Annotated in this window: 15 protein-coding genes and 1 pseudogene; 4 read left to right on the top strand and 12 right to left on the bottom strand. The window is 72.3% G+C overall.

Going from position 1 to position 14,584, the window contains the following annotated elements; genetic code table 11:
- Nucleotides 1-10: 10 nt before the first annotated feature.
- On the bottom strand, nucleotides 11-673 hold the full coding sequence (locus AC3CH1_RS03225) for a GntR family transcriptional regulator (RefSeq protein WP_488461456.1): 663 nt from the start codon (nucleotides 671-673) through the stop codon (nucleotides 11-13).
- Between the two features lie 153 nt (nucleotides 674-826).
- Between AC3CH1_RS03225 and lhgO the strand changes: the two genes are divergently transcribed.
- Nucleotides 827-2,074, top strand: coding sequence for an L-2-hydroxyglutarate oxidase (lhgO, locus tag AC3CH1_RS03220; protein ID WP_488461455.1), 1,248 nt, complete (start codon nucleotides 827-829; stop codon nucleotides 2,072-2,074).
- Nucleotides 2,075-2,193: 119 nt separating this feature from the next.
- Nucleotides 2,194-3,600 (top strand): MFS transporter, encoded by a 1,407-nt coding sequence (locus AC3CH1_RS03215; protein ID WP_488461454.1) that lies wholly within the window; start codon nucleotides 2,194-2,196, stop codon nucleotides 3,598-3,600.
- Between the two features lie 114 nt (nucleotides 3,601-3,714).
- Here the strand turns inward: AC3CH1_RS03215 and AC3CH1_RS03210 are convergent, their stop codons facing one another.
- From AC3CH1_RS03210 to AC3CH1_RS03170, 9 genes and pseudogenes are all read right to left on the bottom strand, one after another.
- Entirely contained in the window at nucleotides 3,715-4,002 is a 288-nt protein-coding gene (locus tag AC3CH1_RS03210; RefSeq protein WP_488461453.1) for an SHOCT domain-containing protein, read from the bottom strand.
- Nucleotides 4,003-4,026: 24 nt separating this feature from the next.
- Nucleotides 4,027-4,467, bottom strand: coding sequence for a DUF6325 family protein (locus AC3CH1_RS03205; protein WP_488461452.1), 441 nt, complete (start codon nucleotides 4,465-4,467; stop codon nucleotides 4,027-4,029).
- A gap of 131 nt (nucleotides 4,468-4,598) precedes the next feature.
- Nucleotides 4,599-4,739, bottom strand: a complete 141-nt coding sequence (locus tag AC3CH1_RS03200) for a hypothetical protein (protein ID WP_488461451.1) — start codon at nucleotides 4,737-4,739, stop codon at nucleotides 4,599-4,601.
- Between the two features lie 66 nt (nucleotides 4,740-4,805).
- Nucleotides 4,806-5,210: an SHOCT domain-containing protein gene (locus AC3CH1_RS03195; RefSeq protein ID WP_488461450.1), complete on the bottom strand. Its 405-nt coding sequence runs from the start codon at nucleotides 5,208-5,210 to the stop codon at nucleotides 4,806-4,808.
- 104 nt (nucleotides 5,211-5,314) lie between these two features.
- Nucleotides 5,315-5,815 (bottom strand): nucleotide triphosphate diphosphatase NUDT15, encoded by a 501-nt coding sequence (locus tag AC3CH1_RS03190; RefSeq protein ID WP_488461449.1) that lies wholly within the window; start codon nucleotides 5,813-5,815, stop codon nucleotides 5,315-5,317.
- A gap of 86 nt (nucleotides 5,816-5,901) precedes the next feature.
- Nucleotides 5,902-6,801 (bottom strand): hypothetical protein, encoded by a 900-nt coding sequence (locus AC3CH1_RS03185; RefSeq protein ID WP_488461448.1) that lies wholly within the window; start codon nucleotides 6,799-6,801, stop codon nucleotides 5,902-5,904.
- On the bottom strand, nucleotides 6,798-7,811 hold the full coding sequence (locus AC3CH1_RS03180; RefSeq protein ID WP_488461447.1) for an SPFH domain-containing protein: 1,014 nt from the start codon (nucleotides 7,809-7,811) through the stop codon (nucleotides 6,798-6,800). Before AC3CH1_RS03180 ends, AC3CH1_RS03185 begins: the two co-directional genes overlap by 4 nt.
- A 56-nt stretch (nucleotides 7,812-7,867) precedes the next feature.
- A pseudogene (locus AC3CH1_RS03175) lies at nucleotides 7,868-8,664 on the bottom strand (SDR family oxidoreductase).
- A 288-nt stretch (nucleotides 8,665-8,952) separates the two neighbouring features.
- A complete protein-coding gene (locus tag AC3CH1_RS03170; protein WP_488461446.1) occupies nucleotides 8,953-9,582 on the bottom strand; it encodes a TetR/AcrR family transcriptional regulator in 630 nt (209 codons plus the stop codon).
- A gap of 160 nt (nucleotides 9,583-9,742) precedes the next feature.
- Here AC3CH1_RS03170 and AC3CH1_RS03165 point away from each other — a divergent pair, with 160 nt between their 5' ends.
- Both AC3CH1_RS03165 and AC3CH1_RS03160 read left to right on the top strand, forming a co-directional pair.
- On the top strand, nucleotides 9,743-10,825 hold the full coding sequence (locus tag AC3CH1_RS03165) for a phosphatase PAP2 family protein (protein WP_488461445.1): 1,083 nt from the start codon (nucleotides 9,743-9,745) through the stop codon (nucleotides 10,823-10,825).
- Nucleotides 10,822-11,790: a DMT family transporter gene (locus AC3CH1_RS03160; RefSeq protein WP_488461444.1), complete on the top strand. Its 969-nt coding sequence runs from the start codon at nucleotides 10,822-10,824 to the stop codon at nucleotides 11,788-11,790. The genes AC3CH1_RS03165 and AC3CH1_RS03160 overlap by 4 nt, the downstream gene beginning before the upstream one ends.
- An 87-nt stretch (nucleotides 11,791-11,877) precedes the next feature.
- Here AC3CH1_RS03160 and AC3CH1_RS03155 read toward each other — a convergent pair whose 3' ends face one another.
- On the bottom strand, nucleotides 11,878-12,408 hold the full coding sequence (locus AC3CH1_RS03155) for a PadR family transcriptional regulator (protein ID WP_488461443.1): 531 nt from the start codon (nucleotides 12,406-12,408) through the stop codon (nucleotides 11,878-11,880).
- Between the two features lie 81 nt (nucleotides 12,409-12,489).
- Nucleotides 12,490-14,505, bottom strand: coding sequence for an oxidoreductase (locus tag AC3CH1_RS03150; protein WP_488461442.1), 2,016 nt, complete (start codon nucleotides 14,503-14,505; stop codon nucleotides 12,490-12,492).
- Nucleotides 14,506-14,584: the final 79 nt, after the last annotated feature.

The following is a 14,584-nucleotide window of genomic DNA, read 5'->3' as shown; positions in this document are numbered from 1 at the left end:
GGGCCGAGGGTCACTCTCCTTGCTGGGCGGCCATGACGTGATCGCGAGCGCCTTCGACATGCGCGACGATCACGCGGCGCAGTGCCGACGCGTCACGGTCGCGCAGCGCGTCGACCATGCGCTGGTGCTCGTCGTCGATGCGCTCCAGGTCGTGTCCCGAGCGCACCCAGCGTCGACTGTACGGCTCGACGAGGTGCAGCAGTTGGTCGACGAAGCGCAGCGTGAGCCGACGTTCGGACAGGGCGTAGACGCGCTGGTGGAATTCGTAGTTGAGGGAGGCCCGGCCGGCGGCGTCCGCACCCCGGCGGCACATCTCGTCGACGATCTCCTGGAGTTCGTCGATGTCCCGGTCGCGGCAGCCGCGCACGATCTCTTCGGCCAGGGGCGGTTCCATCTGCAGACGCAGTTCGAAGAGTTCGGCGATCTCGCCGTGGCTGAGCTCCGCCACGAGCATGCCGCGCTGCGGCTGAACCTCGATCAGGCCTTCGGCGGCCAGCGTGTGCAGGGCCTCGCGCAGCGGAATGCGGCTCACCTTCAGCTCGGTCGCGAGCTTCTCCTGCACCAGACGGGTGCCTGGGAGCAGTTCGCCGTCGCGGATGGACGTACGTAGCCGTTCTGCGATGACGGCGGCGCCGTTCCTCGTACTGCTGGGGGTCCGGACTGGTCGGGTCACCGTCTCACCCTATCTCTTGTGCACTGTCGCAGCGGCTGTATACATTCGCCTCTCTCGCAGCGAATGTATACAGCCGCTGCGATGTCTGGTTCACGTTGCCAGAGAGCCACCAGAGCCACCAGAGCCATCAGGGTCACCAGAAAGGCCAGTCGGATGTCACGTGCCATAGATGTCGCCGTCATCGGGGGAGGACTGCTCGGACTCGCCACGGCCCGGGCGCTGCTGCGTGCCCGGCCCGGTCTGTCCGTCACGGTCCTGGAGAAGGAGGCGCACTGGGGCGCCCACCAGTCCGGGCACAACAGCAACGTCATCCACAGCGGCCTGTACTACGCGCCCGGCTCCCTCAAGGCCCGGCTGGCCCGGGCCGGGGGCGAGGAGATGATCCGGTACTGCGAGCAGCACGAGGTGCCCGTCAAGCGCCCCGGAAAGCTCGTGGTGGCCACGTCCACGGCCCAACTCCCCGGCCTGGAGGCACTCGCGGAGCGCGGCCGGGCGAACGGCGTCACCGTACAGCGGCTGAGCCGCGCCGAGTTCGCAGAGCGGGAACCGCATGTCACCGGGGTGGCCGCACTGTCGGTGGCCGACACCGCCATGACCGACTTCGGCCAGGTCTGCCGCGCGCTGGCGGCCGAGCTGACCGGACTCGGCGCCGACCTGCGCACGCGGTCACCCGCCCTCTCCTTCGCCGAGGCCGAGGGCCGTACCGTGATCCGCACGCCCGACGAGGAACTCCGGGCCCGCGTCCTGGTCAACTGTGCGGGTCTGCACAGCGACAAGGTAGCCATCGCAGTCGGTGACCGCCCGACGGTACGGATCATGCCCTTCCGCGGCGAGTACGCCGAGATCAGGCCCGGTCGGCGGGGGCTGGTCAACAATCCGGTGTACCCCGTGCCCGACCCCGAGCTGCCCTTTCTCGGCGTGCACATCACGCCCATGCTCGACGGTTCGGTCCATGTGGGGCCCAACGCCGTGCCCGCGCTGGCCCGCGAGGGCTACCGCTGGCGCGACGTCGACCCCCGCATGGTGGGCGAGCTGCTGCGGGACCCCGCCCTGCGCGGTCTCGCGCGACACTTCTGGCGACACGGGGTCACCGAGATCAGCCGGTCGCTGATCTGGCCGCTGTTCGTCCGCGACGTCCGCCGCCTCCTCCCGGAGATCGAGAGCAGGGACATGCGGCGCCACGGAAGCGGCGTACGGGCGCAAGCGGTCACGGCAGACGGGCGACTGGTCGACGACTTCGTCATCAGCCGCACCCCCCGCGCCGTCCATGTGCTCAACGCGCCGTCGCCCGCGGCCACATCGAGTCTCCCCATCGGCGGCCGGATCGCGGCCGACGTCTTCGAGCAACTCGGCCACGAGGAGTCCGCGCGGACCGTACGGGAAGAGTCCGCCGCGGTCTGACCGTCCCCGCCCCGCGCCCTCTGCCTCACTTCCTCCGCCTCACTTCCTCCGCATTCCTCTCCCTTTCGTTTCCCTCTTCCCCCATCCCCCTCTCCTTCAACGGTGATCGAGGACAGCCCATGGCGAACGCCCCGCACACAGACACGCAGGACCCCGGACCATCCCCCGCCACCGCCCGCCGCCGCGTGGCCACCGCCACCATCGTGGGCTCCGCGCTGGAGTGGTACGACTTCTATCTCTACGCCTCCATGGCCGCCCTGGTCTTCGGCAAGATCTTCTTTCCGCAGACCGACGGCACGACCGGCACGATGGCCGCCTTCGCGACCTTCGCGGCCGGATTCCTGGCCCGCCCACTGGGCGGCATCCTGTTCGGACACCTCGCGGACCGCATCGGCCGGCGGAACGTACTGATCATCACCTTCGTCCTGATGGGCGTCTCCACCGGGCTGATCGGGCTGCTTCCCACGTACGAGACCGCCGGACTCGCGGCCCCGGTCGCCCTGGTGATCCTGCGCATCTTCCAGGGCCTCGGCGCCGGAGCCGAGTACAGCAGCGCGGCGGTCGTCGCCTACGAGCACGCCGACGAGAACCGGCGCGGCCGCCAGGGCGCCTGGCCGGCGCTGGGGCTCAACCTTGGGCTGCTGATGTCGTCGTTGACCGTCACGGTGCTGACGACTCTGGACGAGGAGGTACTGCTGTCCTGGGGTTGGCGTGTCCCGTTCGTCGCGAGCTTCGCCCTGGCCGGCGTCGGCCTGTGGGTCCGGCGCCGTGTGCCGGAGTCGCGCGACTTCCACGACAGCCAGAAGAAGCAGGAGCGTGACGCCGCCCCGCAGCTGCCGTTCGTCACCCTGTTGCGCAAGGAGCGGCGCGGCCTTCTCGTGGTCCTGGCCGTCTCGTTGGGATACAACGCCCTCAGCTACATCTTCAAGACCTTCTCGCTGGCCTACCTCTCGGACTTCCAGGACGTCTCGGCGAGCGTCGGTGCGTTCGGGATCACGCTGGCCAGTGCCACGGCCCTCGTCACCGTGCCGATCTTCGGCTGGGCCAGCGACCGCTTCGGCAGCCGCCGGGTGCTGGCGGCCGGTGGTATCGCCTCGGCGCTCTTCGCCTTCCCGTTCTTCGTCCTGCTCGACACGGGCAGCTCGGTCCTGATCTGGCTGTGCCTGATCATCGCGACGGGCCTGCTGGCGCCGGCCATGTTCGCCCCGCAAGGCTCTCTGCTCTCCCGTCAGTTCCCGCCGGACGTCCGGGTCAGCGGCGTCGGCACGGGGCGGGAGATCGGCGCCGCGCTCTCGGGCGGACTCGCCCCGATGGCTGCCCTGGCCATGGTCGGGGCCAGTGCGACCAACGCCACCTGGGGCGTCTCGCTCGTCCTCGTCGCCGGAGCCGTCATGGTCGTCATCGGCGCCGCCTTCGACCGGGGCGCCCACCCGGTCTCCCCTCCCGTACGGCGGGACTCCGGAACCGACCTGCCTCCCGGCCCGACACCGGACCGGGAAGAAGTCCGCGCGGGTCAGGCCCCCTGAGGGCCGGATCACCGGAGACCGACGAGCAGCCGAACGGGTCGGCCCGGACCGAGCACGGTCCGGGTTGACCCGTTCGGCCGCGAAACCACCTGGCGCCCGGCGCGGGGCGGCCGCTCAGGACCCCAGGATGCGGGCCTTCTCGGTGGCGAACTCCTCGTCGGTGAGCAGCCCCTGGGCCTTGAGGTCGGCGAGCTGGGTCAGTTGGGACACCCGGTCCGTACCCGCCGGCGCCGGCGCCGGGGGAGGGGGTGCGGCTGCCGGCGTCTGCGGGGCCTGGGCAACCCCTTGGCGCCGCAGGTCACGACGGTCCACCCGGTTGGAGACCGCGGTGGCGGTGCCCGAGATGACCGCGGTACGGGCGATGCTGCCCAGCAGGCCGGGCCGTCCGAATCGTTGAGGCATGACTGGCCGTCTCCTTCTTCTCTGTCAGTCGCCGTCGAGTGATGCGATCGCTTCGACGACGGCGTCCCGCGGAACGCGTTCCAGCATCACCAGCTCGCCCTCGGATCCCCGCACCGCCGCCGCCAGCCGCGCCGCCCACGTGTTCTCCCAGGCCACGACGAGTGCGGAGGACCCGTTACCCAGGGAGTCGGACACGGTCCGCAGGTCCTCGTCGCTGAGCAGGTCGAACTGGGCGTCCGTGACCTGCCGCAGCGTCTCGGCCACCCCCGGATCGGTGAGTTCCACCACCGTGACCGAACTGTCCGACGCCTTGGAGACGAAAGCCAGATCGAGAATCCGCACCGTCTCCTTCTGCTGCAGTTCCCGCAGTGCGGGGACGACCTGGCCGTCGAAGCGGTTGCCCTCGAAAGCGATGACGGCGACGTCCACCGGCCCGACTGTGTCGGCTTGGAGACCACTGGGCACGATCAGCCCACCTTCCATGAAGTGTCATTACGGATGAAACATGACAATTTCCAGCATCATGGAGAAAGGGTTCGAACGCCTGCCGACCGGGAGAGGCGTCGCCGCCCCCGGTGACGCTGGTCCCGTCACCATCAGGGGACCGTCGTCGTCTCCGTATCGGGCGGCACCTCCTCCTCCTTCTCCTGTACTTCCCGCTCCTCCGTCTCCCGCCGCCGGGACGTGCCGCGCAGGAGTACGACGGCGGCCCCGAGGGCGGCCACTCCGGCCAGCACCAACAGCAGCAGCCGGTCGGAGGCCGCCCCGCCTATCGCGGACAGCCGTTCCTCCCACGCCCTGCCTCAGGCGAGGAGCTTCGCCTTCGCCCGCTCGTACTCCTCGGGGTTGAGCGCGCCCGTGTCTCTGAGCTCGGCGAGTTTCGCCAGATCCTTCACATGGTCGCTGCCGCCGGATCCGCCCTGGCTCGTCGCGGCTTCGCGCACGTAGTTGCGGAACGCCGCCTCCGAGTCCTTGGCCAGCTTCTCGTCGCGCTCGTGCATGCTGCGACCGCGGGCGATCAGGTAGATCAGCACGCCCAGGTACGGCAGCAGGATGACGAGGACCAGCCAGCCCGCCTTGGCCCAGCCGTTCAGCGAGTGGTCCCGGAAGAGGTCGGTGACGACCTTGAACAGCAGGAAGAACCACATGACCCAGAGGAACAGGTACAGCATGGTCAGAAAGACGTCCAGGAGCGGGTAATCGTCCATGGGCCTACTCCCTATCGCACGGATGGTCCCTTATTCATACAGGGGGTCCGATTGCGCCGCATCTGTGAGTGCGGGGAGGGGCGCGGGAGCTGAGGAGCGGTGCGTCAGGCGCGGTTCTCGTCCGGGGCGACGCGCAGCACATGAGCGGGCGGATGGGTGATGCCCAGCTCCGGCCGCCAGGCCGCGAGGATCTGGGCCGACGGGTCGAACAGGGGAGTCGGCAGTTCCGCGGGCGAGGTCCACCGCCAGGTGCTGATCAGGTGGGGTTCGGTCACCTCGGGGACGCCGGAGGCGAGCCGCACGACGGCCGCCATGCTGATGCGGTTGATCCCGCCGATCACGTCGTGGACCATCGCGACGACGTCCACGGCTGCCTCGTCGACCACCAGGCCCGTCTCCTCGCGCAGCTCCCGGGCAGCCGCCGCGGCGATCGACTCGCGCGTCGCGTCGACCTTCCCGCCCGGCAGCTCCCACGTACCGCTGTGGTGCCGGCCCAGCAGTACGCGTCCCCGGCCGTCCTCGACGATCACACCGACCCCGAGAGCCGCCTGGGCCGTGGGCGGGCGGGTGTTGCGGGCGGGCTCGGTGACAGGGTCGGCTGACATGGTGCTGGTTCTCCGCTCTTCGGTGCCGGGTCCGGCCCACCGTAGCGAAACGGCCCGGGCGGCCGGGGCGGTGGTGGCGGGTGCGCTCAGGTCACCAGGCGCAGCGACCTCTCCGCGATGCCGAGCCGTACGCTCTGCCCCCAGGTCAGCTCCAGGGCGTCGGACTCCATCCCGTCCCCGAAGACCACGACCCGGTCCGACTCCACGGTCAGCCGCAGCCGCTGCCCGCGCCCCAGCTCGCCCGCCACCCTGGACGTCCCGGTCGCCGGGGAGGGCCAGGCCTCGCGCACGAACCACAGGAGGCGTGCGTCGCACGGTGCGGGCAGCGGCAGGGTGCCGCCGCGCTCCAGCCACAGCGAGCGGAGCCACCCCGTGGCTCCCGTGCCGGTGCCGACCAGCACCCCGGAGGAGGCCTGCGCCTCCCCGGGGGCGCTCTCGCCGTCGGGCCCCAGACGGTAGCGGGCCGTCTGGTGGCCGGGCGGCCCGAGGTAGATCTCGTTCAGGGCGAGGAGGCGCTGCGTGTCGTCGGCGACGGCCTCGACCATCGTCAGTTCCTCGGCACTCCCTCCGGCGGCGGTCGCGGCGCGCAGCAGGGCGGCCGCGTCGGCGTGGCGGTGGCGGACCAGGACACCGGGGTTGCGCCCCGGGTCGGTGTCGATGCCCACCACCGGCTGCCCGGACAGGTACTTCGCGGTGTTGGCGACCAGCCCGTCCTGGCCGACCACGACCACCACGTCCTCCGGGGCGAACAGGAAGCGGTCCAGGTCCGCCCGCTCCACCCGGGAGCTGCGCCAGGTGAGCGGCACCGCCGCCGCCACCTCCCGCAGGGCCTGCCGGGTGTCCTCGTGGCGGCGGGCCACCTCGTCGATCGAGCGCCCCCGGCTGGACAGGAAGAACGCGGCCTGTCCGTGCGTCCCGTGCCGGGCGAGGAGCTCCTCGTACTCCGTCCGCCGGTGGACGAGCACCGCCCGGGGTGCCAGGCTCACGCGCCTGCCCCGCCTTCCGGGCGGCCGAGCTTGGCGAGCAGGCCGGTGAGCACGTCGGGGGAGAGGGTGATGCTCTCGACGCGCGGCAGGTTCTCCGCGAGCCGGGTCGCCGCCAGGGCGTGCAGCGTGGCCGGATCGGCCTCGCCGTGCACCCGCAGCCAGGCGGCCTGGGCCTCGGCCCGCGCCGCGCCCGTCTCGCGCGCCGCCTCGGCCTCCGCGCGGGCCAGGCGCACCTTGCGGGCCGCCTCCGCCTCCGTCCGTACACCGTCGGCCGCGGCCTTCTCCTCGGCCTCGCGGCGGGCGTTGGTGCCGCGCTGGTCGACCAACTGCTCCTCGCGGCGGGCCAGTTCGATCTGACTGGCCAGCTCGTTCTCGGCGATGGCGCGTTCACGCTCGACGGCCACGGCCCGCCGTTCGTAGGTGGCCCGGTCCGCCTCCTGCTGTATCTGCTCGCGGGCCGGGGTGCGCAGAGCGCGCTCGACCTCGGCCTCGGGGCGGATCGCGACGACGCGCACGGCCACCACGTCGATGCCGGTGGCCGGGAGGCGGGGCTCGGCGGTGAGACCGGTGGCGACCCGTTCCCGTACGGACGCGACCCCGTCGACCAGGGCCGCCGCGAGCGGGGTGCGGGCCAGTACGTCCAGCGTGTGCTGCTGCGCGGTCTCGGTGAGCAGGGTGGCGATCTGTTCCAGCGGTGCGCCGCGCCAGCTCCCGGTGTCCGGGTCCACGGAGAAGTCGAGCCGGTTCGCCGCCTCGGCCGGATCGCTGATCCGGTAGGTGACGGTGGCCTGCACGGTGACGTCCTGGAAGTCGGCCGTACGGGCGTGGAACGCCATGGCCAGCTCCCGGTCGTCGACCGGCACTTCGGAGAGCGCCGCCGACAGCGACCGGTACCAGAAGCTGAGCCCCTGGCCGTCGTGGGTGAGCCGGCCGCGGTGGTGGTGGCGGATGTGGGCGGTGGGCGCGGAGCGCAGGTGGCGCCAGCCGAAGCGCCGGGTGATATCGGCCATGATGAGGACCCCCTCGATTTCGTCAGTACGACGATAAAGGGTGAGGGTGAATAGAGTCAAAGTGACGAAAAGGGGGGTGTGGTCCGGCGGGCCGCATGCCTGGCCGGGATCTCGCCGCCCCCGTGCACGGCGAGATCGGCGCCGTTGACGTACGAGGAGAGGTTGCAGGCCGGCCAGAGGCAGGCCCGCGCCACGTCGTCCGGTTCCGCCAGTCGTCCCATCGGGATGATCTCCGCCGCCGTGGCCCCGTCGTCGTCGCCGTACAGCGCGGTGGCGTTCTCGGTGCGGATGAGGCCCGCGGTGATGTGGTTGACGCGGACCCGCGGCGCCCATTCGAGGGCCAGTGCCCGGGTCGGCCCGAGCAGGCCCGCCTTGGCGGCGGAGCAGTCGGCGGTGCCCGGCGGCGGGGCGTGGGCGGAGTCGCTGCCGATGTTGATCACGCACCCGCCGTCCGGCTGCTCCCGCATCACCGGATTCGCCGCCTGGGCCGTGTGGAAGGGGGGCTAGAAGGTTGAGCGCGACCGCTTTCTCGACGAAGCGCGGCGATGCGGTGGCCGCGTCCGCGTCCGGGGAGCCGCCGGCGTTGTTCACGAGCACGTCCAGTCGGCCGAACCGCCCGGCGGTCGCGGCGACGAGATCCGCGGCCGCCGAGAGGTCCCGCAGGTCCGCGGCCCGGAACGAGGCATCACGCCCCGCCCGTCGACGGCAGGGTGGCCGGCGTGCCGCGGCCGCAGACCATGACGTCCGCACCGCTCGCGAGGGAGGCCCTCGCCAGCGCGGCCCCGAGGCCCCTGGTGCCGCCGGTGATCAGCACCGCCCGCCCGGCGAAGTGCATCGCGTGGGGCTGCTCCATGGTCCGCCCTTCGTTCCTGGTCCCGGAGCCTCGCCCGGTCTCGTCCCGCGCACTCCTCCCGCAATCTACCGAGCGCTTGTTAGAGAACCCAGGGGGCTGACGGACCGGAAAAATTGGACCGGGATATAGGACCGGGAAATCGGGCAGGCCGCGAAGAGGTGCGGACACACGGGCGGCCGGTGGCCTCCGAAGAGGTCACCGGCCGGCCGGGCGGTGCGCCGCCCCCGTCCCCACGGTGCGGCGCGGGTGGACCGCCCCCCATCCGCTGGGGCGGGCGGTCCACGTCTGTCAGGACTCCGGCGCTCCCGCCGTGAGTCCGAGGCCCGGGAGGATCGCCGTCTCCACGAACCGGGTCAGATAAGCCGCGTCGGCGTAACGCCCCTCCAGCAGCGGCCGGGCGCGCATCACGCCGAGCAGCTGGGCCGCGACGAACTCGGCCCCCGCGAGGTCCGCCGCGATCTCGCCGCGCTCCCGGCCCCGCCGGACCATCGCGTCGATCGCCGCGATCTCCGGCAGGATCAGGGCCTCGCGCAGCGCGCACAGCAGCTCCGGGCTCTGGAGCGCGGCATGCCCGAGGGCGTGCATCAGCGGGGTGTCGCTGCCCGAGGCCTCGCCGATCGTCCGCGCGGCCTCCAGCAGGTCCCCGGCCAGCGTCCCGGTGTCGATGTTCGGGAGCCGCATCCGCCGGGTGCCGTGGAGTGCGGCCACGACCAGTTCCGGCTTGGAGCCCCACTGTCGGTACAGCGTCGACTTGCCGCACCGCGTGCGCGAGGCCACGCCCTCCATCGTCAGCGACTCGTAACCACTTTCCCGCAGCAGCTCCAACACTGCCCCGTAGAACTCCTGCGCCCGCTCCGGTGTGATCTTCGACCGGCGGGACGTGAGGGCTGACTCCTGCGCGGAATCGGGCGACGGCATGGGCTGTACCTCCTGCGGCGGTGCGGTGAGGTTCTCGATACGCCAGTGTACCGATACGCGCGTGTACCGATACGTCGCCGTATCGGTACACTGGCGTATCGATACGGCGTGGATCTGACCGGGCCGTCCTGACACCGCTTCGCATCCAAGGGGGCACCGGGTGACCTACGCCCGCACCGAGCCCACGGACCAGGAGCCGGACATACGTGCCCGACCGCCCCTCGTCCGCGAGTTCCTTCTCGTGGCCGGACTCTTCCTGGCCTACAAATTCGGCCGTCAGGCCGCCAACGGTCATGTCGAGGAGGCGTTCCGCAACGCGGGGAACGTATGGGACCTCGAACGTGCCCTGCACCTTCCCGGCGAGGGCGCGGTCCAGGGGCTGCTGCTGCACAGCCAGACCCTGATCCACGCGGCGAACACCTACTACGCCGCCGTGCACTTCCCGGCCACGGCCCTCTTCCTGGTCTGGCTCTACTGGCGCCGCCCCCGCCACTACGTCCGGTCGCGCCGCGTTCTCGCCGCGCTCACCGCCGCCGCCCTGGTCCTGCACCTGCTGTTCCCGCTGGCCCCGCCCCGGATGCTGCCGGTCGCCGGACTCGTCGACACCGGCCAGGTCTACGGGCCGACGGTGTACGGACAGACGCCCGCGACCGACACGATGGCGAACCAGTTCGCCGCGATGCCCTCGCTGCACGTCGGCTGGGCCCTGATGGTCGCCGTCGGCCTCATCGTCGCCACCCGTTCCCGGTGGCGCGGCCTGTGGCTGCTGCACCCGGCTCTCACCCTGCTCGTCGTCGTGGGCACGGCCAACCACTACTGGCTCGACGCGATCGTCGTCGGAGCCATGCTCGCCGTCGCCCTTGCCGTCTTCCGGCTGCCGCTGTCCGCCCGGACCGCCCCCGCGCGGCTGCTCCACCCGGCCCTGTGGGGCCGTGGCGAAGGGTCTCCCGTGCCGGCGTACGCGAGTGGCGCGGGGTCCCGCGCCTTCGCGTCGGCCGTCGCGGCGGGGCCGGTCACCGTGTCCGGGGTCTTCACGCCGGCCGGTCCGGCGGGGCCCGGGGGGCCGGTCACCGTGTCCGGGGTCTTCGCGTCGGCCGTCCCGGCGGGGTCCGCCAGGTCCGCCGCCGTGTCCGGGGTCTTCGCGTCGACCGGTCCGCCGCCGCCGTCCGCCGGGTCCGCCGGGCCCGCGACCGGCGCGGATGCCGGAGCACAGGCGCCCGCCGGGGCCGGAGCCGTGCGATGAACGCCACGCTGCTCGCCGTCGCGCTCTCCCTGGTCTCGGCCGGCGCCTACGCGGCCGCCGCCGTGGCGCAGTCCCGGCTCGCCGGCCGCACCGACCCGTCCACCGGAGTCCTTCGCCTGCTGGGCCGGGGCGCCTGGTGGTCGGCGGTCGGCCTCAACGCCGTGGGCGCGCTGCTGCACGTCGCCGCGCTCAACTTCGGCCCGCTCACCCTGGTCCAGCCGCTGGGCGCGCTCACCCTCGTCGTCGCCGTCCCGCTCGGGGCGCGCGCCGCCGGACGCCGGGTCGGTCGCGTCGAGTGGCGGGGCACGGCCCTGGCCCTGCTCGGCCTCGGCGCGCTGCTCCTGACCGCGGGCGGCTCCGCGCCGCACGAGACCCTCAGCCTTCCCGAGGCGCTGGGCGTCGGCGCGGCGACCATGGCGGTCGTCGCCGGACTCGGCCGGCCCGGGGCCCGCCCGGGGCTGCGGCACGCGGCGGCCTCCGGAATCACCTCCGGGGTCGCCTCCGCGCTCACCCAGACCCTCACGGTCGCGGTCACCGACCACTCCGGCGGCCCGCTGTTCAGCTGGCGGCTGCTGACGGTGGCGCTGCTCGTCTCCGCCTTCGCGATGGGCGGCCTGCTGCTCTCCCAGACCGCGTACCGGGGCGGGCTCGGCGCCCCGCTCGCGGTGGTCACCCTCGCCAACCCGGTCGCCGCCGCCGCTATCGGCCTGGCCCTCCTCGGCGAGCGCCTCCAGGGCGGGCCGGTCAGCCTGGTGCTCGCGCTCCTCGGTACGGCGGCCGCCGTGCGCGGGGTGATCCTCCTCAGCCGCGCCCAGGCGCGGAACACGGACCCGGCCGCCCCGCCCGAGACCGCCGTCCCGAAGGGCCAGGTGCCCTCCAGGGTCGTCATCGGCAGCCCTCGGCGCGCGGACCCCCCACCCCCGGCGGGCGTCCCGGAACCCGTCCCCGCGCACGCGAGCGGCTGACGGGCCGGGGAGCGGAAGCGGTCGGGGGTCGGGGGTCGGGGGAGCCAAAGCCGTCGGCGGGCTGCCCGCTCCTGCCGGTCCGATCGCTCAGCCGTCCAGGTCGGCGATGGCGCGGGTCAGCCAGCTGATCCAGAACGTCTCCAGGTCGATGCCGCCCCGCAGCACCAGATACCGCAGCCGGTCCTCGTCGGTCGTCGGCGCGGGGGTGAAGTTCCGCTCCTCGATCCCCCGGTACTCCGTCAACTGCCTTTGGTGCAGGGTGAGATGACGGCGCAGCTCCGTGCCCATGCCGTCCGCCCCGACGACCGCCGCCGCCCGCATCCGCAGCAGGAGCGGGTCGCGGACCGGCCGGGGATCCTCGGGGAGGGCCACCCAGGACGCCAGTTCCTCGCGGCCCGCGGGCAGGACCTCGTACTCCTTCTTCTGTCCCCGGGCGGGCACCGGCGCGGGCAGCGCCCTGATCCGCCCGGCCTGCTCCAGTTTTCCCAGCTCGCGATAGATCTGCTGGTGCGTCGAGGACCAGAAGTAGCCGATCGACCGGTCGAACCTGCGGGTCAGTTCCAGACCCGAGGACGGCTTCTCCAGCAGAGCGGTGAGAATCGCGTGCGGCAGTGACATGGGGTGCATCCTAAGGACGCGACGAGACCGGGAGCGCGCCGTCCTTCGTGGGCGCCCCCGGCCTCCGGACGTCCAGGGAGCTCACAGCGCGGCGGCGAGCTCCGTGCCCTGGCGGATGGCCCGCTTGGCGTCCAGCTCGGCCGCCACGTCCGCGCCGCCGATCAGATGGACCGGGACGGCCCCCGCGCGCAGCTCCTCGTACAGCTCGCGGCGCGGTTCCTGGCCCGCGCACAGCACCACCGTGTCGACCGGCAGCACCCGGCGCTCACCGTCGACGGTGAGGTGGAGGCCCTCGTCGTCGATGAGGTCGTAGGAGGCTCCGGCGATCATCTCGACGCCCCGGTGGCGCAGTTCGGTGCGGTGGATCCACCCCGTCGTCTTCCCGAGCCCCGCACCGACCTTGGTGGTCCTGCGCTGGACCAGGTGGACCGTGCGCGGCGACTTGGGACGCTCGGGGGCCCGCAGCCCGCCGCGCTCCGCGTAAGCGGTGTCGACGCCCCACTGCCGGAAGAACGTGTCCGCGTCCAGGCTCGCCGCGTCGCCGCCATCGGTCAGGAACTCCGCGACGTCGAAGCCGATGCCGCCCGCCCCGACGATCGCGACCCGTGCGCCGACCGGCGCCCCGTCGCGCAGCACGTCGAGATAGCTGACGACGTTCGGGCGGTCCGTGCCGGGGATCGCCGGGGTACGCGGCTCGACGCCGGTGGCGAGCACGATCTCGTCGAAGCCGTCCAGCGAACCGGCGTCCGCCCGGGCGCCCAGCCGTACGTCGACCGCCAGCTCGGCCAGCCGCGTACGGAAGTACCGCAGCGTCTCGTCGAACTCCTCCTTGCCCGGGACCCGGCGCGCCACGTTCAGCTGCCCGCCGATCTCGTCCGCCGTGTCGAACAGGGTCACCGTGTGCCCCCGCTCGGCCGCCGTGACGGAGCACGCGAGGCCCGCCGGACCGGCGCCGACCACGGCGACGCGCTTACGGGTCCGGGTCGGCGCGAGGACCAGCTCGGTCTCGTGGCAGGCGCGCGGATTGACCAGACAGGAGGTGATCTTGAGGTTGAAGATGTGGTCCAGGCAGGCCTGGTTGCAGCCGATGCAGGTGTTGATGGCGTCCGCCCGGCCCGCCGCCGCCTTCGCGACGAACTCCGGGTCGGCCAGGAAGGGGCGGGCCATGGAGACCATGTCCGCCCGGCCCGAGGCGAGGATCTCCTCGGCGACCTCGGGGGTGTTGATGCGGTTGCTCGTCACCAGCGGTACGGAGACCGCGCCGCGCACCTTCTCGGTCACCCAGCTGAACGCGCCGCGCGGCACGGAGGTGGCGATGGTCGGTATCCGCGCCTCGTGCCAGCCGATGCCGGTGTTGATGATCGTCGCACCCGCCGCCTCGATCTCCTTCGCCAGCGTCACGACCTCCTCCAGCGTCGAGCCGCCCGGCACCAGGTCCAGCATGGAGAGCCGGTAGATCAGGATGAAGTCGTCGCCGACCCGTTCGCGGACCCGCCGCACGATCTCGATGGGCAGACGCATGCGGTTCTCGTAACTGCCGCCCCAGCGGTCGGTGCGGTGATTGGTCGCGGAGACGATGAACTCGTTGATCAGATAGCCCTCGGAGCCCATGATCTCGACGCCGTCGTAACCCGCGAGGCGTGCGAGACCGGCCGCGCGCACGAATTCCTCGATGGTCTCCTCGACCTGGTCGTCGGTGAGCGCGTTCGGGGTGAATCCGCTGATCGGGGCCTTGAGCGCGCTCGGCGCCACCAGGTCGGGGTGGTGCGCGTACCGCCCGAAGTGCAGGATCTGCATCGCGATCCGGCCGCCCGCCGCGTGCACCGCCGAGGTGATCTCCCGGTGCTGCTCCGCCTCCGCCTCGGTCGTCATTTTGGCCCCGCCGGGAAAGGAGCAGGCCCGCTCGCTGGGGGCGATGCCACCGGTGACCATGAGGCCGACGCCGCCCCGGGCGCGCTCCGCGTAGAACGCGGCCATCCGCTCGAAACCGCGCTCGGCCTCCTCCAGACCGATGTGCATCGATCCCATGAGCACCCGGTTGGGCAGGGTGGTGAACCCGAGGTCGAGGGGGCTCAGCAGGTTCGGGTACAGGGTCACGAGGTCTCCTCCGCACAGGGTCGTCGGGTCAGTTGTAGACCACCGCCAAGTCCTTATGCAACAAGTTGCACAATGATCT

The organism is Streptomyces sp. MGP-P1 (assembly GCF_057766565.1).
The sequence above is the reverse complement of the archived record's forward strand: the minus strand, read 5'-3'. Positions and strand labels throughout refer to the sequence as shown.